Here is a 16809-nt window from a genome sequence, read left to right on the forward strand (position 1 = left end):
CCGCCCTGCGGATCCGGACAGATCGCGGCCCGCACATCTGTCACTGAGGGCCAAGCCTCCGCCCGCACCCGGCCGCTAGGCTGGCGCGGTCATCGGGCCGGGACGGCGAGCGGAGAGGGAGCGTACGGTGCTCGACAGCCTGCTCAACGTGGTGCTCGGCCTGCTGGCCAGTGCCATCAGCGCCGGTCTCGGCTGGATCGCGCACACCCTGCGGCGGCGCCGGCGGACCGGCCGGGTCCGCGCGTTCTTCGGCATGCCGGCCGGCTCGGAGTGCCTCCTGGTGGTCAACCGGCACACCGGGGCGTCGAGTTCGAAGAGCGTCTCGCGCAGCGACGTGTACGCGCTGATGGAGCTGGCCGCACTGATCAAGGAGTGCGGGGCGCAGGCGGACGTCACCGCGCACGACCAGGTCCGCCAAGGGCTCGGCGACAAGGCCGAGTTCTGCCTCGGCGGCCCGGAGAGCAACGAGCGCACCGCCGCCCACCTGCGCAACTGGCTGCCCGGGGTGAGCTTCACCTCCGTCCCGGGCGGACCGTACGGCTCCGCCATCGCGGCCGGCGACCGGGAGTTCCACTTCGAAGCGGCCGGCGACCGGTCGAGCAGCTACGTCCTGCTGGCCCGGATACGGGCCGCCGAGGAGAGCCGCCCGGTCTTCCTGATAGCCGGTCAGACCGCGACCTCCAACCATGCGGCGGTCCGCTACCTGATCGCCCACCGGGCCCAGCTGGCCCGCAGCCACGGCCGGGACGCGACCTTCGCCCTGGTGCTCCGGGTGGTCAACCCCAAGGCCTACGGACCTGACGTGGTGGAACTCGCCGCCGACATCACCGACCTGGCACTCGTGGCGGCCGGATGAGTCACCCGCCGCCCGTGTGGCGAAGGCCACGACGCGCAGCGCGCCCGCCGTCCGCCTTCGAGGCCGCCTCCAGCCGGTCCGCGTAACGTCGCGACCAGCGGAGTGTCCCGCTCCGTGGCCGGGCGGTCACGAATCCGCGTCACGCTCCGTGTGGGCAAGCTCACCACCTGGGGCTACTCGCCGGTAAGACCCCGCAAACCCTAAGCTCAACGAGGTTCAAGAAGGGAGCCAAACGTGCGCAAGGTGCTCATCGCCAACCGCGGCGAAATCGCCGTCCGAGTCGCCCGGGCCTGCTCGGACGCCGGTATCGCCAGCGTCGCCGTCTACGCCGAGCCGGACCGGGACGCCCTGCACGTCCGCGCGGCCGACGAGGCGTACGCCCTCGGCGGCGACACCCCGGCCACCAGCTACCTGGACATCGCCAAGGTGCTCAAGGCGGCGGCCGACTCGGGCGCGGACGCGGTCCACCCCGGCTACGGCTTCCTGTCGGAGAACGCCGAGTTCGCGCAGGCCGTGATCGACGCCGGGCTGATCTGGATCGGCCCGCCGCCGCAGGCCATCCGCGACCTGGGCGACAAGGTGACGGCCCGTCACGTCGCGCAGCGCGCCGGCGCCCCGCTGGTGGCCGGCACCGCGGACCCGGTCTCGGGCTCCGACGAGGTGGTCGCCTTCGCGAGCGAGCACGGTCTGCCGGTCGCCATCAAGGCGGCCTTCGGCGGTGGCGGTCGCGGTCTGAAGGTGGCCCGCACGCTGGAGGAGATCCCCGAGCTGTACGAGTCGGCGGTCCGCGAGGCGGTCGCCGCCTTCGGCCGCGGCGAGTGCTTCGTCGAGCAGTACCTGGACAACCCGCGGCACGTCGAGACCCAGTGCCTGGCCGACCAGCACGGCAACGTGGTGATCGTCTCGACCCGTGACTGCTCGCTCCAGCGCCGCCACCAGAAGCTGGTCGAGGAGGCGCCCGCGCCGTTCCTCACGGACGAGCAGAACGCGGAGCTGTACCGCGCCTCCAAGGCGATCCTGCGCGAGGCGGGCTACGTCGGCGCCGGCACCTGCGAGTTCCTGGTCTCCCAGGACGGGCTGATCTCCTTCCTGGAGGTCAACACCCGCCTCCAGGTGGAGCACCCGGTCTCCGAGGAGGTCACCGGGATCGACCTGGTCCGCGAGATGTTCCGGATCGCGGACGGCGAGGAGCTCGGCTACGACGACCCCGAGGTCCGCGGCCACTCCATCGAGTTCCGGATCAACGGCGAGGACCCGGGCCGCAACTTCCTGCCGGCCCCCGGCACGGTGACGCTGTTCGCCCCGCCGTCCGGCCCCGGTGTCCGCCTGGACGCGGGCGTGGAGTCCGGCTCGGTCATCGGCCCGGCCTGGGACTCCCTGCTGGCCAAGCTGATCGTCACCGGCGCCACCCGCAAGCAGGCGCTGCAGCGCGCCGCGCGGGCGCTGGCGGAGTTCAAGGTGGAGGGCATGGCCACCGCCATCCCGTTCCACCAGGTGGTCGTCACCGACCCGGCGTTCGCGCCGGAGGTGCACGGCGGCGAGGGCCCGTTCACGGTCTACACCCGCTGGATCGAGACCGAGTTCGACAACACCATCCCGGCCTTCACCGGCGGTGGCGTGGAGGGCGAGGAGGCCGACCAGCGGGAGACCGTGGTGGTCGAGGTCGGCGGCAAGCGGATCGAGGTCTCGCTGCCCTCCTCGCTCGGTGTGGCGGCGGCCCCGGCGGCGGGCGCCTCGGCGACCGGCAAGGCCAAGCGGCGGGTCGGCAGCAAGAAGGCCGGTTCGGCGGTCAGCGGTGACACGCTGGCCTCGCCGATGCAGGGCACCATCGTCAAGGTCGCCGTCGAGGAGGGCCAGGTCGTCGCCGAGGGCGAGCTGATCGTGGTCCTGGAGGCGATGAAGATGGAGCAGCCGCTCAACGCCCACAAGGCGGGCACCATCACCGGCCTCAAGGCCGAGGTGGGCGCCAGCGTGAGCAGCGGTGCCGCGCTCTGCGAGATCAAGGACTGACCCGGAACGACTCCGGAGAGGGGCCCCGTCGCACTGCTGCGGCGGGGCCCCGGCCGTGTCTGCCGGAAGGGTGGGGCGGGGACGGCACGCGCCTCGGCGGCAGCCGCCCGGACCGGGCCGGGAGCATGCCCCGCAGGGGCGTCAGCGGGCCCGGGTGACCGTCAGCTCGGGCATCCGGCCCGGGAGTTGGTGGTTCGGGCGGCGCTGGCCGGGGAGCGGGGCCGGGCGGCGGGGGGCGGCGCCCGAGGGGGCCGGGTGCGGGTGCACCTGGGCCTCCATCGGCGGGCCGACCGGGGCCACCGAGATCTGCACCCCGCAGTCGGCCAGCGCGTCCAGCTCGCGGGCGGTCTGGTCGGTGGCGGCGGCCTGCTCGTCCGTCACCAGCCGGGTGATCGCCTCGGTGGGCACGGTCTGGAACATGGTGTCCGCGCCGAGCTTGGTGTGGTCGGCGAGGACGATGACCTCGGTGGCCGACTGCACCAGTGCCCGGTCCACGCTCGCGGAGAGCATGTTGGTGGTGGAGAGCCCGCGCTCGGCGGTCAGACCGCTGCCGGAGATGAAGGCCTTGGAGACCCGCAGCCCCTGGAGCGACTGCTCCGCCCCACTGCCCACCAGGGCGTAGTTGGAGCCGCGCAGGGTGCCGCCGGTCATCACCACCTCGACCCGGTTGGCGTGCGCGAGGGCCTGGGCGACCAGCAGCGAGTTGGTGACCACCGTCAGCCCGGGCACCCGGGCCAGCCGGCGGGCCAGCTCCTGGGTGGTGGTCCCGGCTCCGACCACCACCGCGTCGCCCTCCTCGACCAGGCCGGCGGCCAGGTCGGCGATGGCGCTCTTCTCGGCGGCGGACAGATGGGTCTTCTGCGGGTAGCCCGGCTCACGGCTGAAGCCACCGGGGAGCACCGCACCGCCGTGCCGGCGGTCGAGGAGCCCCTCGGCCTCCAGCGCGCGGACGTCCCGGCGGACGGTGACCTCGGAGGTCTGGACGACGCGTGCCAACTCGCGGAGCGACACGGCTCCGTTGGCTCGCACCATTTCGAGAATCAACTGGCGACGTTCTGCAGCAAACACAGAACCGACGGTAACTGAATGACCGTCTGCTTTCAGGCGTTTGCAGCTGGTATCGGGAAATGCTCACGTCGGAGCGGCGTGCGACCGTACAATGCGCGCCAGTGCTGACGGTTCGTCACGCTCCGCCGTCGGAGTGGGACGACAGAGGCGGCCGCCACCGGCGACCGCCTCAACTCCTTTGCCCAGCTCAGGAGTCCGAGCCCTCCCGCTTGCGGATGTGCAGCTGGCGGGCGGCCTCGGCGGTGGAGCCGGAGAGTGACGGGTAGACCGTGAACGCACGGGCCACCTGTTCGACCGTCAAGTTGTTGTCCACGGCGAGCGAAATCGAATGGATGAGTTCGCTGGCGCGCGGCGCGACCACCACGCCACCGACCACGATGCCGGTGCCGGGGCGGGCGAAGAGCTTCACGAAGCCGTCCCGGATGCCCTGCATCTTGGCCCGGGGGTTGCCGCGCAGCGGCAGCTTGACCTCGACGGCGTCCATCTTGCCGCAGGAGACGTCGGCCGCGGTGTACCCGACGGTGGCGATCTCCGGGTCGGTGAAGACGTTGGAGGCGACCGTCTTGAGGTCCAGCGGCTGTACCGCGTCGCCCAGCGCGTGGTACATGGCGATCCGACCCTGCATGGCCGCCACCGAGGCGAGCATGAAGACGCCGGTGCAGTCGCCGGCCGCGTAGACGCCGGGGGCGGTGGTGCGGGAGACCCGGTCGACCTTGATCTGGCCCCAGTCGTTCAGCTGGACGCCGGCCTCCTCCAGACCGAGGTCGGCGGTGTTGGGGATCGAGCCGACCGCCATCAGGCAGTGCGTGCCGGAGATGACGGTGCCGTCCGCGAGGGTGACCTCCACCCGGTCGCCGATGCGCTTGGCACCCTCGGCGCGGGAGCGGGACATCACGTTCATGCCGCGGCGGCGGAAGACCTCCTCCAGCACCTCGGCGGCGTCCGGGTCCTCGCCCGGCAGCACCCGGTCGCGCGAGGAGACCAGGGTGACCTCGGAGCCGATCGCCTGGTAGGCGCCGGCGAACTCGGCGCCGGTCACGCCGGAGCCGACCACGATCAGCTCGCGGGGCAGCTCCTCCAGGTCGTAGACCTGGGTCCAGGTCAGGATGCGCTCGCCGTCCGGCTGGGCGTCGGGGAGCTCGCGCGGGTGCACGCCGGTGGCGACCAGCACGGCGTCGGCGCGCAGCGACTCGGTGGTGCCGTCGGGCGCCTCCACGATCACCTCGCGGGAGCCGTCCACCGCCTGGCCGCCGGCGCCGAGCCGGCCCTTGCCGCGGAGCACGGTGACGCCCGCCCGGGTGACGGACTGGGTGATGTCGTGGGACTGCGCGATGGCCAGGCGCTTCACCCGTCGGTTGACCTTGCCGAGGTCGACGCCGACCACCCGGGCCGGGGTGTCCACGTGCGGGGTGTCGTCGGCGACGATGATGCCCAGCTCCTCGTACGAGCTGTCGAAGGTGGTCATCACCTCCGCCGTGGCGATCAGGGTCTTGGACGGCACGCAGTCCGTCAGCACCGCCGACCCGCCCAGACCGTCGCGGTCGACGACGGTCACCTCCGCGCCGAGTTGGGCGGCCACCAGGGCCGCCTCGTATCCGCCGGGTCCGCCACCGATGATCACGATCCGAGTCACGCGCACCATTGTCCCGTACGCCGGTAACGAGGACACGCCGGGGGCTCCGCACTGTGTCATGCGACCACGGGCGGCCGCCCCGCCGGTGCGTCCGGGCCCCGTCCGGCGGTGTCCGACGGTCCGTCCGGCGGTGTCCGACGGTCCGTCAGGAAGATCCCCGGGTGCACCCTGGCGGCCGGTGCTCTCCCGTAGGCTGACGACCATGCCCCTCTACGCCGCGTACGCCACCAACCTCGACGCCCGGCAGATGACCCGCCGGGCCCCGCACTCCCCGCTGCGCGGGACGGGCTGGCTGACCGGCTGGCGGCTGACCTTCGGCGGGGAGCAGCTGGGCTGGGAGGGCTCGCTGGCCACGGTGGTGGAGGACGAGAAGGAGCAGGTCTTCGTCTCGCTCTACGACGTGGCGCCGATGGACGAGGACGGCCTGGACCGCTGGGAGGGCGTCCAGCTGGGCATCTACCGGAAGGTCCGGCTGCGCGCGCACACCCTGGACGGGGAGATCCCGGTCTGGACGTACGTGCTGAACGACTGGGAGGGCGGGCTGCCCGCCGCCCGCTACCTCGGGCTGATCGCCGACGCGGCGGAGAGCGCGGGCGCTCCGGACGACTACGTGCTGGACCTGCGCCGCCGGCCCTGCTGACGGGGCACCAGGGGGTTCGGAGGACTCTCCGAACAGCGCGTTCTCCCGTGCGCCGCCGTTTGGACCTACCGCCCATCCGGGTAACGATCCGGCAGTTCAGGGGCGATATGTCTACGCGCGTAGGCGATTGCCGTCTATCCTCGGTCACGTGAACGCATCTCCTCAGTCCAAGCTCTCCGCCGACCCGTACGCCGCCGCCCAGGAGGCCGCCGCCAAGCTGCGCGAGCTGACCGGCGCCGAGCGCCACGACGTCGCCCTCGTCATGGGCTCCGGCTGGGTGCCGGCCGCCGACGCCCTCGGCGAGACCGTGGCTGAGTTCCCGGTCACCGAGCTGCCCGGCTTCCCGGCTCCGGCCGTGGCCGGCCACTCCGGCAAGATCCGGTCCGTCAAGATCGGCGACAAGCGCGCGCTCATCTTCCTGGGCCGCAACCACTACTACGAGGGCCACGGCGTGGCCACCGTGGTGCACGGCGTGCGCACCGCCGCCGCGGCGGGCTGCGAGACCATCGTGCTCACCAACGGCTGCGGCGGCCTGCGCGAGGGCTGGACCCCCGGCCAGCCGGTGCTGATCAGCGACCACATCAACCTCACCGCGGACTCCCCGATCGTCGGCGCCAACTTCGTCGACCTCACCGACCTGTACTCCAAGCGCCTGCGCGAGCTCTGCCGCGAGGTGGACTCCTCGCTGGACGAGGCCGTGTACGTGCAGTTCCGCGGCCCGCACTACGAGACCCCGGCCGAGATCGGCATGGTCCGGGCGATCGGCGGCGAGCTGGTCGGCATGTCCACCACGCTGGAGGCCATCGCCGCCCGCGAGGCCGGCGCCGAGGTGCTGGGCATCTCCCTGGTCACCAACCTGGCCGCCGGCATCACCGGCGAGCCGCTCAACCACGAAGAGGTGCTGGAGGCCGGCAAGGCCAGCGCCGAGCGGATGGGCGCGCTGCTCGCGAAGGTCCTTGAGCGGATCTGACGCGGATCTGACGCAGAATCAGTAGGAAGGGGCCGTTGCTCCGGCGGTGACGCCGGGGCGACGGCTTCGTCAATCCAGAGCCCGGCCGGGTGCCGCCGTCGTGACCACCCGGCGGTACGGCTCGTACGACCCTCAGAGGGAGCTGGCAGCAATGTCCCAGACCACCGATCTGCTCGCGCGCGCCCGGGCCTGGCTCGCCGAGGACCCGGACCAGGAGACCCGCGAGGAGCTGACCGCGCTGCTGGCCGCCGCCGAGGGCGAGCCGGAGGGCGCCGAGCGGATCGCCTGGTCCCGGCTGGCCGAGCGGTTCAGCGACCGGCTGCAGTTCGGCACCGCCGGGCTCCGCGGCGAGCTGGGCGCGGGCCCGATGCGGATGAACCGCGCCGTGGTGATCCGGGCCGCCGCCGGGCTGGCCGCGTACGTGAAGAAGGAGGGGCTCGGCGACCTGGTGGTGGTCGGCTACGACGCCCGCCACAAGTCGTACGACTTCGCCCGCGACACCGCCGCCGTGGTGGTCGGCGCAGGGCTGCGCGCCGCCCTGCTGCCCCGCGCGCTGCCCACCCCCGTGCTCGCCTTCGCCGTCCGCCACCTGGGCGCCGCGGCCGGCGTCACCGTGACGGCCAGTCACAACCCGCCGCAGGACAACGGCTACAAGGTCTACCTCGGCGACGGCTCGCAGATCGTGCCGCCGGCCGACGCGGGCATCGCCGCCGAGATCGACGCGATCGGCTCGCTGGCCGAGGTGCCGCTGGCCGAGGGCGGCTGGGAGGTGCTCGGCGAGGAGGTCCTGGAGGCCTACCTCGACCGGGCCGTCACCGTGGTCGACCCGGCCGGGCCGCGCGACCTCGACGTGGTCTACACCCCGATGCACGGCGTCGGCCGCGACGTGCTGGTGGCCGCCTTCAAGCGGGCCGGCTTCCCCGCGCCGACCGTGGTGGCCGAACAGGCCGAGCCGGACCCGGACTTCCCGACCGTCTCCTTCCCCAACCCGGAGGAGCCGGGGGCGATGGACCTCGCCTTCCGCACCGCCGCCTCGGTCGGCCCCGACATCGTGATCGCCAACGACCCGGACGCCGACCGCTGCGCCGTGGCCGTCAGCGACGGCGGCACCGGCGGCACCGGCAGTGACAACGGCGGCTGGCGGATGCTGCGCGGCGACGAGGTCGGCGCACTGCTCGGCTCCGCGCTGGTGGCCAAGCGGGCCCGCGGCACCTTCGCCACCACCATCGTCTCCTCCACCCTGCTCGGCCGGATCGCCGCGGCCGCGGGCCTCGGCTACGCCGAGACGCTCACCGGCTTCAAGTGGATCTCCCGCGCCGAGGGCCTGCGCTACGGCTACGAGGAGGCGCTCGGCTACTCCGTCGACCCCGAGGGCGTCCGCGACAAGGACGGCATCACCGCAGCCCTGCTGGTGGCCGAACTCGCCGCCGTGCTCAAGCGCTCCGGCCGCACCCTGACCGACCTGCTCGACGACCTGGCGCTGGAGCACGGCCTGCACGCCACCGACCAGCTCTCGGTGCGGGTCTCCGACCTGACGGTGATCTCCTCCGCGATGCAGCGGCTGCGCGAGCAGCCGCCGACGGTGCTGGCCGGCCTCAAGGTCACCCGTGCCGACGACCTCGCCGCCGGCACGCCGGAGCTGCCGCCGACCGACGGCCTGCGCTACTACCTGGCCGGCGAGGGCGTCACCGCCGCCCGCATCGTGGTCCGCCCCTCCGGCACCGAGCCCAAGCTCAAGTGCTACCTGGAGGTCGTCCTCCCGGTCGCCACCGCCGCCGACCTCGGCGACACCCGGACCCGGGCCACCGCCCTGCTCGACGCGATCAAGCGCGACCTCGCCGCAGCGGCCGGCATCTGACGGACCGTCCGCGCACGACGGAGCCCCGTCCCGGTCCTCCGGGGCGGGGCTCGCGACGTCGCTCAGGCGAAGCCGAGCTCGGTGAAGGCGCAGCCGCCGCGCTCGGCGGCGGTGAGAGCCGGACCCGGGGAGAGCCGGGGCGCCTGGCGGACGTACTGCCGGAAGCCCGCCGCCCGGAACCTCAGGTCGAAGGAGTGGCCCTGCAGGTGCCACTGCGGCCACTGCGCGCGGCCGTCCGGCGCCGGGAGCCGGTGCACCTCGTCCAGCTCCAGCTCCAGCCAGAGGTCCTTGAAGTCGAGACCGCCCTGGACGTCCCAGACCTCCTCGAAGACCAGGGTGGCCGGGGCCACCCAGAACGAGAAGGTCTTGGCCGGCCGCACCGGGTGCACCCAGCGGACGATGTGGTCGAGGTCCAGCAGCAGGCGCGGGGACACCTCGGCCTGCTGGACCGTCAGCCCGTGGACCGTCGCGTCGTGCCAGCCCATCGACTCGAAGTCCGCGTCGCTCCAGACGCTCTTCTCCAGGCCCGACTCCGGATGGACCGCGGTGGTCACGACCGCACGGCCAGCAGGTAGCTGCGGTCGGTCTCGGCCTCGTGGGGGTGCGGGGCGCGGTCGAGGCGGGCGCGGAGGGTGAAGCCGGCGGCGGTGAGGTCGGCGGTCACCGTGTCGGGGTCGAGGAAGTGGAAGGTCACGTCCACCTGGTGGCCCCACCAGTCGGTGAGGTGGCGGGCCTCGCTGCCGCGGTGGAAGGCGAGCAGCAGCGGGGCGCCCGGGCGGAGGGTGCGGGCGACCTCGGTGAGGACGGCGCGGTGCTCGGCCGGGGGCAGGTGGATCAGCGAGTACAGGGCGACGGCGCCGCCGAACTCGCCGTCGGCGGCCGGCAGGCCGCGCAGGTCGCCCTCGCGGAACTCGGCGGACGGGTGGTCCCGGCGGGCCAGCTCGACCATCGCCGGGGAGAGGTCGATGCCGACCGCCCGGGCGCCGTGGTCGGCCAGCCAGCCGGTGACGTGGCCGGGCCCGCAGCCCAGGTCGGCGACCGGGGCCTGCGGGTCCGTCAGCTGCTCCAGCAGGGCGGTCAGCAGGGCCCGGTCCAGCGGCTTGCCGGCCAGCTCGTCGCCGATGCGGTCGGCGTACTCCTGCGCGACCGTGTCGTAGCTGCGGCGGATCGGGTCCTGGTCCGGGCCCTGGCCGGCTTCCGCCGCTCCCCCCGTGGCGTCCATCAGGTGACCGCGATCAGGGTGACGAGGGTGATCAGTCCGACCACCGCCGGGGCGATGATCCACCAGCACCAACGGACCGTCACCTCGCCCGCCGCCTCCGGACGGGCGGCGTTGCGCTCGGCGATCTCCTGGAGGGTGATCACCACCTGGTCGGACCAGGCCTTGGTCGGGTCGACCTCGCCGGCGTTGCCGCTGCGCAGCGGGTTGGTCAGCGAGGCGGTCCGGGAGGCGCGCGGGTCGCCGCCGGCGGCGGCCCGGGCGGCGGCCCGGCCGGCCTTCTTGCGGGCCCGCAGCGAGACCGGGACGGCCCAGACCTGGTACTTCTTGCCGCCCGCGAACAGCTCGACCGAGTACCCGGCGCGCAGGCCCTCTACGGACACCCAGGGGGCGTGCACCGTGCGGAAGGGGTTGCGCACCAGCAGCCGCCGGTCGTTGGCCAGCACGGCGGGGCGAAGCGTGTACGCGACCACCGGCAGGCAGAAGACCGGGGCGCAGGCCAGCGCGATCCAGGGGGTGCGGCCACCGCCGTTGAGCGCGGCGTCGATGATCAGCCACCCGGCCACGGCCAGCAGCATGATCCCGGAGATCACGCCGGGGACGGAGCGGTAGACGCGGTCCGCGTACTGGGGCTCGGAGGCGGCTCTGCCCGGGTCGGGCTTGCCGTCGGATTCGGTCATGGGGCCGATTCTGCCCCATCCGCCCCGGCCGGTGTCCGCGCCACCGGGCCGTCCTCGGCCGGGCGGCGCGAGGGCTTGCACCTCACGCGACGTCAGGGGGGATCGTTGGGCCCATGACCATCGACCAGACGTGGAAGGTCGGCGCACTCGCGGAGGCGAGCGGGCTGACCGTCCGTACCCTGCACCACTGGGACCGGCTCGGGCTGCTCAGCCCGTCCCGGCGGACCTCCTCCGGGCACCGCGAGTACACCGAACAGGACGTGGCCCGGCTCTACCAGGTGCTCGCGCTCCGTCGGCTCGGGCTGGGCCTGGAGACCATCGCCACCTGCCTCGACGCGGGGGTCGACCCGGTCCGGCTGGTCGGCGAGCACCTGGCGGGGGTGACCGCCGCGCTCGCCTCGCTGGAGCTCCTTCAGCGTCAACTGACCTACATCCACGCCGAGTTGTCGGCCGAGCGGGCGCCGGACACGGCGGCCCTGATCGAGGTGCTCCGGGGTATGGGCGGCGCCGGCCCGGAGGGCGGGGCGGCGCTCCGCCGCCACCTGGACGAGGACCAGGTGGCGACCCTGCGGGACCGGGCCTCGGCCCTGGGCCCCGCAGCCCACTACCTGCTCGGCGTCGAGTGGCCCGAGCTCTACCGCCGGGCGGAGGCTCTGCGGGCCGCCGGGGTCGAGCCCGCCGATCCCCGGGTGCGGAAGCTGGTGACGCGGATGGACGAGCTGGGCGCGCTCTTCACCGGCGGGGACGGCGCCCTGTCCGGCGCGGTGAAATCCGCCTGGCAGGCGGAGCCGGCCGCCCTGTCCGGCGACCCGACCGCCCCGGCCGACGCCTGGCACGACCTCACCACGTACCTCGACCACGCCCGTTCCGTCGCATGACCGGCCCCGGAGGAGTCCCCGTGAACCGTCGCCCCCGCATCGCCCTCGCGCTGTGCGCCGTGCTGCCCGTCCTGCTCACCGCCGTGGTCGGCCTCACCGCCCTGACCGCGGCCGGGGCGGTGCGGTGGACGGTGCTCCCGTCCGTCCTGCTCGCCGTCGCCGTGCTGGGGGGCGTCGCCTTCCTCCGCACCGGTGCGCGGCCCCGCTCACGGACGCGGTTCCGCCGCTGACCGCGCCGTCCGGGGGGCCAGGGCGGCCACCAGGTCACCGGCCGTCAGACGTTCCACCGCTTCGGGTGCCGCGTCGACCGGGCCCGGGTAGAGGCGGTAGAGCGCCCCGGAGAGCCCTTCCGGAGCGGGGACGTCGCCGTCGACCAGGGCGGCGAACACCCGCTTCCCGGCGAGCTGCCCGGGGAGAGCGGCGGCCGCCGCCGACGGGCCGTCGGCATCGCGCCGGGCCCGCAGTCGGGCGGCGAAGGCCTCCCGGTCCTCGTCCGCACCGCGCCGCCACGGCCGGACGCCGCCGTCGCAGCCGCGCACCAGCACCTCGGCCGCGGTGGCCGCCGCGCGGGCGCAGGCCACGTCCCAGAGGGTGGCCCGCTGGTCCGGGGAGAAGTGGGCGAGCACGTCGCGGCTGAGCGCGCCGACCTCCTCGTGGTGGCGGTACACGCTGTGGAAGCCGCCCTCGGCACCGGTGTTGAGGTCGGTCCAGGTGTAGCGGCGGTCGGCCAGGTCCACGATCATCGGGACACTGACCTTGGCGTCGCCGACCAGGTCCATCCGCTGGCGGACCTCCCGGGGGTGGTAGTGCCGTCCGCCCGACGGCGTGCCACCGAGGTCCATGAAGCCGGTGAAGGCGTCCGTCAACTGCTCGAAGGACACGTCGTTGTAGCTGAAGACGATCATCACCGCGTACCGCGAGCCGCCCGCCCGCAGCCGCTCCAGGTCGAGGTCGACGAACTCGCTGACGCCGTCCGGCGGCGGTGCCGACACGAAGTCGCCCGAGTGCACGGCGGCCCGGTCGCCGTGCACCAGGTTGGTGTAGTCGCACAGCCCGGTGAAGCGCCACCGCTCGTCGTACAGCGCGACCGAGAGGTCGAGGTCGACCCGCAGGTGCTCGGGCTGCATCCAGTGCAGGAACAGCCGCAACCGGTCCCCCGCGGGCAGCGGCTGACGGCTCCCGCGCGGGACGGAGACCAGGGTGCGGGCGGCGGCCCGCTCGGCGAACGGTGCGATCAGGTCCACCAAGGCCTCGTCCAGCAGCGCGAGTTGGTACCGCTCGCCGCCGTCGGCGCCGCGGCGTACCAGTTCCGCCTCGATCAACGCGCAGACCGGCGCCGAGAGTTCGGCGGGGACGGCGGTGCCGTGGTCCTCCCGGGCGTGGGCCAGCGAGACCGTGCCGCGCGGGAAGTAGAGGCGGCGCTCGCCCGCCGTCCGGCTGCCGCGCAGCCGCCCGTACGCGCCGAGCAGCGGGCCGGGAGCGACCCGGAGCAGCGCGGCCGCCACCGTCCCCAGCAGCGGACCGGGCAGCGGCGCACCGGGAGCGGTGGTGGCGTGCACCCGCAGGACGTGGTGCAGCCTGCGGACCAACTCGCCCGGTCGTGACGCCAGTTCGACCGTGGCCGCCATGACGTCACCGGCCGCGAGCAGGGTCTCGACCCGCCCGGCGAAGCCGGTGAAGGCCAGCTTGGTACGTCCGCCCGCCCGTACCACCCGCAGCGGCTCCCCGACCTCCTCCGGCGCGAGCCCGTGCGCCGTCAGGTCGGTCTCCCGGAGCAGCAGGAAGGCGGTGGTGACGTTCGGGAAGCGCTGCCGGTGCTCGTACGGGTGGAGCAGTTCGCCCGCCCGCAGCCAGGCCGAGCGGTGGCGGCGCAGGTCCTCGGCCAGGGCCGTCGGCGGCAGGCCCTCCAGGATCGCCAACAGGCCCTTGCGGAGCGGCCGGGAGAGGTTGCGCAGCCGGAGCCGGCGGGCGGTGCCGCGCAGCAGGTCCGGCTCGGCGCCGGACCTGGCCCAGAGCAGCCGGAGCACGTCGGTCGCGGTGTCGATCCGCTCGGCGAGCACCGGGAGGGCGTCCACGCCGTCCCGCCGGAGCAGCTCGGCCAGCACGGTGGCCTTGGTCTCGCGCAGCTGGATCCGCTCCGGGAGCCACCGCGCGAGGTCCGCCGGAGCGTGCGCCAGCAGCGCGGCCAGGTCCTCGCGGTCCTGCGGGGAGAGCGGGGTGCGGCGGGCCAGCAGCCTGCCGAACTCCGCCATGGCGACGTCGAGTTGACTGCCGGAGAGCAGCCGCAGCGGCCGCATCACCCGTTCGCCGCCGTACTCCTCGGCGGCCTTCCGGCCGAGCCGGCTGTCCTCCGGCAGGTAGCCGCTCGGCCCCAGGGGCGTGGCGCAGACCGGGCACCGGTCGCCGCGGCCCCGCGCCGTCAGCCCGTCCAGGCAGCCCGCGCAGAGCAGGTGCGCGCAGGGCGCGAGGGCTCCGACGCCCGCCTCGGCGCCACGGCGGCCGCAGTGGGCTCACGGCTGGTTGGGCTGGTTGAGCAGGAAGGCCCGGATCTGCCGGGAGTACAGGACGTGCGCGTGGTCGGGCACGGCGTCCGGGAAACGGCGGAACAAGGGGGTGTGCTCGCGGTCCGCTCCGAGCAGGTGGTCGATCCGGGCGAGCAGTCCGTCGCCCGTCTCGGCGAGCCGGGCGGGGGCCAACGTGGCCAGGGCTGCGCGTAGTTCGCCGGTGAGCAGGTAGCCGCGCAGGGCCAGGTCGGCATCGAGCGCCACCAGGCCGCGAAGGCTCCACGGATCGGGAGCGGCCAGCAGGTCACCGGGGGCCACGCAGACGCCACCGCGCCGGCGGAGCAGGAAGGAACCGAGATCGAGGTCGACGCGGACGTCGAAGGGAGCCGTAGTGGCTCGGGGCATGCGGAGTGATCCCTCTACGGAGGCGACAGAAGGGGATCGGGCGGAGAGGGGGCGCGCTACGGGGTTCGAAGGGTGGTGGAGAAGGAAGCACGCCGCGGAGCCGCCCGCCGGGCCACCGTAGACCAGCCGCCCGGTGGATGCCCAGCGATTTAACGGCGGCGGCCCGGCGGGTCGGCTGCGGCTCCGGTTCCGGGCCTGGCGACGGGCCCGCTCAGCGGTCCGGGTCGTGCACCGCGCGGGTCCACTCGTGTTCGAACTCCGGTGCGGCGATCACGAACGGCAGCCACTCGGGCGAGTACCGGTCCAGCCACGGGGTGTTGAACGGCCAGTCGTCCGGGGTGCTCCGGAAGGCCCGGCCGTCCTCCTCCAGCTCGACCTGACGCAGCCGTCGACGTCGGCCTCGGCCAGGTCCCACTCCTCGGCCTCGGCTCGGGTGGACGGGGCGTGGACCACCTCGACCTGGGCGAAGGTCTCCACCAACTCGCGTTCGGAGCGGGCGCGGACCCACCACCAGCTGCCGCCCATGCCGTAGTCGTGCAGCACGAGGAAGCGGGTCTTCGACGCGGCGTCGTCGGTCACCGGCCCACCGTAACGGGGCGTCAGTCGGTGCGACGGCGGAGGGTGGCCGCGCCGAGGGTGAGGGCCAGCAGGGTGCAGCCGGCGATCACGGCCAGGTCCGTGAGGAGTGCGCCGCTGGTGCCGGCGGTGGTGGTGAGGCGGTTCATGGCGTCCACCGCGTAGGAGAGCGGGAGGACGTCGGAGGCCCAGCGGAGCGGGGCGGCCATCGCGTCACGGGGCACGAAGAGGCCGCAGAGCAGGAGTTGGGGGAGGATCACCGCCGGGAGGAACTGGACGGCCTGGAACTCGGTGCGGGCGAAGGCCGAGACCAGCAGGCCGAGCGCCATGCCGAGCAGGCCGTCGCCGAGGGCGACCGCGAAGAGCAGCCAGGTGGGGCCCTGGACGTCGAGGCCGAGCAGGCCGAGGGTGAGGCCGGCCGCGAGGGCGGCCTGGACCAGGGCGACCAGGCCGAAGGCGAGGGCGTAGCCGAGGAGGAGATCGAGCTTTCCGAGCGGCATGGTGAGCAGGCGCTCCAGGGTGCCGGAGGTCCGCTCGCGCAGCATCGCGACCGAGGTGACCAGGAACATCACCAGCAGCGGGAAGATCCCGAGCAGGGCGGCACCGACCCGGTCGAACTGCTGCGGCTGGTCGTCGAACATGTAGCGCAGCAGGGTGAGCAAGAGGCAGGGCACCACCAGCAGCATCGCCAAGGTCCGTGGATCGTGCCGGAGTTGGGCGAGGACGCGGCGGGCGGTGGCCAAGGTCCGGGCAGTGTTCACGAGGTGCTCCCCACCAGGGTCAGGAAGGCGGCGTCGACGTCGGCGGCACCGGTGCGGCGGAGCAGTCCGTCGGGGGTGTCGGAGGCGAGCAGGCGGCCCTCGCGCATCAGCAGCAGCCGGTCGCAGCGGACCGCCTCGTCCATCACGTGGCTGGAGACGAGGAGGGTGGCACCGCCGTCGGCCAGGCCGCGGAACAGCTGCCAGAGCTCCTGCCGGAGCACCGGGTCCAGCCCGACGGTGGGCTCGTCCAGGACCAGGAGTTCGGGGCTGCCGAGCAGCGCCGTGGCGAGCGAGACCCGGGCCCGCTGGCCGCCGGAGAGGTGCGCGGTGCGGGCGTCGCGGTGCCCGGTGAGGCCTACGGCCTCGATCACCCGGGCCGGGTCGGTGGGCGGGGCGCCGAGCACGGCGGCGAAGTAGCGGAGGTTCTCGGCCACGGTGAGGTCGTCGTAGACGGCCGGGGCCTGGGTGACGTAGCCGATCCGGTGGCGCAGCTCGGCCGCCCCGGCCTCCCGGCCGAGCACCTCGACCCGGCCGCCGGCGGTCTTCTGCACCCCGACGATCGAGCGCAGCAGGGTGGTCTTGCCGCAGCCGCTGGGGCCGAGCAGGCCGGTGATGCTCCCGGCCGGGACGTCCAGGTCCAGACCGTGCAGCACGGTGTGCCCGCCTCGGACGACGGTCAGTCCGGCGACCCGGACCGCTGAATTCATCATGTGATGAGTTTTGCGCCGCAGGCGGGTGCCGTCAAGGAGCG

At 73.9% G+C, this 16809-nt stretch carries 16 protein-coding genes and 1 pseudogene; 7 read left to right on the forward strand and 10 right to left on the reverse strand.

Annotation, left to right across the window (positions count from 1 at the left end; genetic code table 11):
* Positions 1-127: 127 nt before the first annotated feature.
* On the forward strand, positions 128-856 hold the full coding sequence (locus ACWEPF_RS14670; protein WP_452172791.1) for a hypothetical protein: 729 nt from the start codon (positions 128-130) through the stop codon (positions 854-856).
* Positions 857-1090: 234 nt separating this feature from the next.
* Positions 1091-2866, forward strand: coding sequence for an acetyl/propionyl/methylcrotonyl-CoA carboxylase subunit alpha (locus tag ACWEPF_RS14675; RefSeq protein WP_452172792.1), 1776 nt, complete (start codon positions 1091-1093; stop codon positions 2864-2866).
* 141 nt (positions 2867-3007) lie between these two features.
* On the opposite strand, the gene ACWEPF_RS14680 is transcribed toward ACWEPF_RS14675, so the two are convergent.
* Together ACWEPF_RS14680 and ACWEPF_RS14685 are read right to left on the reverse strand one after the other, a co-directional pair.
* Positions 3008-3898, reverse strand: coding sequence for a DeoR/GlpR family DNA-binding transcription regulator (locus tag ACWEPF_RS14680; protein ID WP_452172793.1), 891 nt, complete (start codon positions 3896-3898; stop codon positions 3008-3010).
* Between the two features lie 223 nt (positions 3899-4121).
* Positions 4122-5576, reverse strand: a complete 1455-nt coding sequence (locus ACWEPF_RS14685; RefSeq protein ID WP_452172794.1) for an NAD(P)H-quinone dehydrogenase — start codon at positions 5574-5576, stop codon at positions 4122-4124.
* Positions 5577-5769: 193 nt separating this feature from the next.
* On the opposite strand from ACWEPF_RS14685, the gene ACWEPF_RS14690 reads away from it, so the two are divergent.
* The 3 genes from ACWEPF_RS14690 to ACWEPF_RS14700 all read left to right on the forward strand — a co-directional run bounded on the left by ACWEPF_RS14690 (position 5770) and on the right by ACWEPF_RS14700 (position 9035).
* Entirely contained in the window at positions 5770-6207 is a 438-nt protein-coding gene (locus ACWEPF_RS14690) for a gamma-glutamylcyclotransferase (protein ID WP_345289418.1), read from the forward strand.
* Between the two features lie 148 nt (positions 6208-6355).
* The gene (locus ACWEPF_RS14695) at positions 6356-7177 is read left to right on the forward strand and encodes a purine-nucleoside phosphorylase (protein WP_345289419.1); all 822 of its coding nucleotides are present in this window, start codon (positions 6356-6358) and stop codon (positions 7175-7177) included.
* A gap of 151 nt (positions 7178-7328) precedes the next feature.
* Positions 7329-9035: a phospho-sugar mutase gene (locus ACWEPF_RS14700; RefSeq protein ID WP_452172795.1), complete on the forward strand. Its 1707-nt coding sequence runs from the start codon at positions 7329-7331 to the stop codon at positions 9033-9035.
* Positions 9036-9097: 62 nt separating this feature from the next.
* Here ACWEPF_RS14700 and ACWEPF_RS14705 read toward each other — a convergent pair whose 3' ends face one another.
* From ACWEPF_RS14705 to ACWEPF_RS14715, 3 genes are read right to left on the reverse strand one after another with little or no spacing between them, the layout of a single operon-like run.
* Positions 9098-9589 carry a hypothetical protein gene (locus ACWEPF_RS14705; RefSeq protein ID WP_449797006.1) on the reverse strand — a complete coding sequence of 164 codons (492 nt, stop codon included), beginning with the start codon at positions 9587-9589 and terminating at the stop codon, positions 9098-9100.
* The gene (locus ACWEPF_RS14710) at positions 9586-10257 is read right to left on the reverse strand and encodes a class I SAM-dependent methyltransferase (RefSeq protein ID WP_452172796.1); all 672 of its coding nucleotides are present in this window, start codon (positions 10255-10257) and stop codon (positions 9586-9588) included. Before ACWEPF_RS14710 ends, ACWEPF_RS14705 begins: the two co-directional genes overlap by 4 nt.
* A complete protein-coding gene (locus ACWEPF_RS14715; RefSeq protein ID WP_452172797.1) occupies positions 10257-10934 on the reverse strand; it encodes a PH domain-containing protein in 678 nt (225 codons plus the stop codon). The genes ACWEPF_RS14710 and ACWEPF_RS14715 overlap by 1 nt, the downstream gene beginning before the upstream one ends.
* 113 nt (positions 10935-11047) lie before the next feature.
* Here ACWEPF_RS14715 and ACWEPF_RS14720 point away from each other — a divergent pair, with 113 nt between their 5' ends.
* Both ACWEPF_RS14720 and ACWEPF_RS14725 read left to right on the forward strand, forming a co-directional pair.
* The gene (locus ACWEPF_RS14720; protein WP_449797004.1) at positions 11048-11812 is read left to right on the forward strand and encodes a MerR family transcriptional regulator; all 765 of its coding nucleotides are present in this window, start codon (positions 11048-11050) and stop codon (positions 11810-11812) included.
* Positions 11813-11832: 20 nt separating this feature from the next.
* On the forward strand, positions 11833-12042 hold the full coding sequence (locus tag ACWEPF_RS14725) for a hypothetical protein (RefSeq protein WP_452172798.1): 210 nt from the start codon (positions 11833-11835) through the stop codon (positions 12040-12042).
* Here ACWEPF_RS14725 and ACWEPF_RS14730 read toward each other — a convergent pair.
* The 5 genes and pseudogenes from ACWEPF_RS14730 to ACWEPF_RS14750 all read right to left on the reverse strand — a co-directional run.
* A pseudogene (locus ACWEPF_RS14730) lies at positions 12019-14307 on the reverse strand (MXAN_6230/SCO0854 family RING domain-containing protein); the annotation flags it as partial. The gene ACWEPF_RS14725 and the pseudogene ACWEPF_RS14730 sit on opposite strands and share 24 nt — an antisense overlap.
* Positions 14308-14322: 15 nt before the next feature.
* Positions 14323-14721, reverse strand: coding sequence for a hypothetical protein (locus ACWEPF_RS14735; protein ID WP_452172799.1), 399 nt, complete (start codon positions 14719-14721; stop codon positions 14323-14325).
* A gap of 211 nt (positions 14722-14932) precedes the next feature.
* Positions 14933-15136 (reverse strand): hypothetical protein, encoded by a 204-nt coding sequence (locus ACWEPF_RS14740; RefSeq protein WP_452172800.1) that lies wholly within the window; start codon positions 15134-15136, stop codon positions 14933-14935.
* Between the two features lie 184 nt (positions 15137-15320).
* On the reverse strand, positions 15321-16058 hold the full coding sequence (locus tag ACWEPF_RS14745; protein ID WP_449797000.1) for an ABC transporter permease: 738 nt from the start codon (positions 16056-16058) through the stop codon (positions 15321-15323).
* Positions 16055-16768, reverse strand: coding sequence for an ABC transporter ATP-binding protein (locus ACWEPF_RS14750; RefSeq protein ID WP_452172801.1), 714 nt, complete (start codon positions 16766-16768; stop codon positions 16055-16057). Before ACWEPF_RS14750 ends, ACWEPF_RS14745 begins: the two co-directional genes overlap by 4 nt.
* Between the last annotated feature and the right edge of the window lie 41 nt (positions 16769-16809).

This window comes from Kitasatospora sp. NPDC004289, assembly GCF_053602875.1.

Bases quoted from the DNA above. Each gene is read 5' to 3' on its own strand.
- ACWEPF_RS14715 (WP_452172797.1), bottom strand. From the start codon at position 10,934: ATGACCGAATCCGACGGCAAGCCCGACCCGGGCAGAGCCGCCTCCGAG.
- ACWEPF_RS14750 (WP_452172801.1), bottom strand. From the start codon at position 16,768: ATGATGAATTCAGCGGTCCGGGTCGCCGGACTGACCGTCGTCCGAGGC.
- ACWEPF_RS14690 (WP_345289418.1), top strand. From the start codon at position 5,770: ATGCCCCTCTACGCCGCGTACGCCACCAACCTCGACGCCCGGCAGATG.
- ACWEPF_RS14685 (WP_452172794.1), bottom strand. From the start codon at position 5,576: ATGGTGCGCGTGACTCGGATCGTGATCATCGGTGGCGGACCCGGCGGA.
- ACWEPF_RS14720 (WP_449797004.1), top strand. From the start codon at position 11,048: ATGACCATCGACCAGACGTGGAAGGTCGGCGCACTCGCGGAGGCGAGC.
- ACWEPF_RS14710 (WP_452172796.1), bottom strand. From the start codon at position 10,257: ATGGACGCCACGGGGGGAGCGGCGGAAGCCGGCCAGGGCCCGGACCAG.
- ACWEPF_RS14700 (WP_452172795.1), top strand. From the start codon at position 7,329: ATGTCCCAGACCACCGATCTGCTCGCGCGCGCCCGGGCCTGGCTCGCC.
- ACWEPF_RS14735 (WP_452172799.1), bottom strand. From the start codon at position 14,721: ATGCCCCGAGCCACTACGGCTCCCTTCGACGTCCGCGTCGACCTCGAT.
- ACWEPF_RS14680 (WP_452172793.1), bottom strand. From the start codon at position 3,898: ATGGTGCGAGCCAACGGAGCCGTGTCGCTCCGCGAGTTGGCACGCGTC.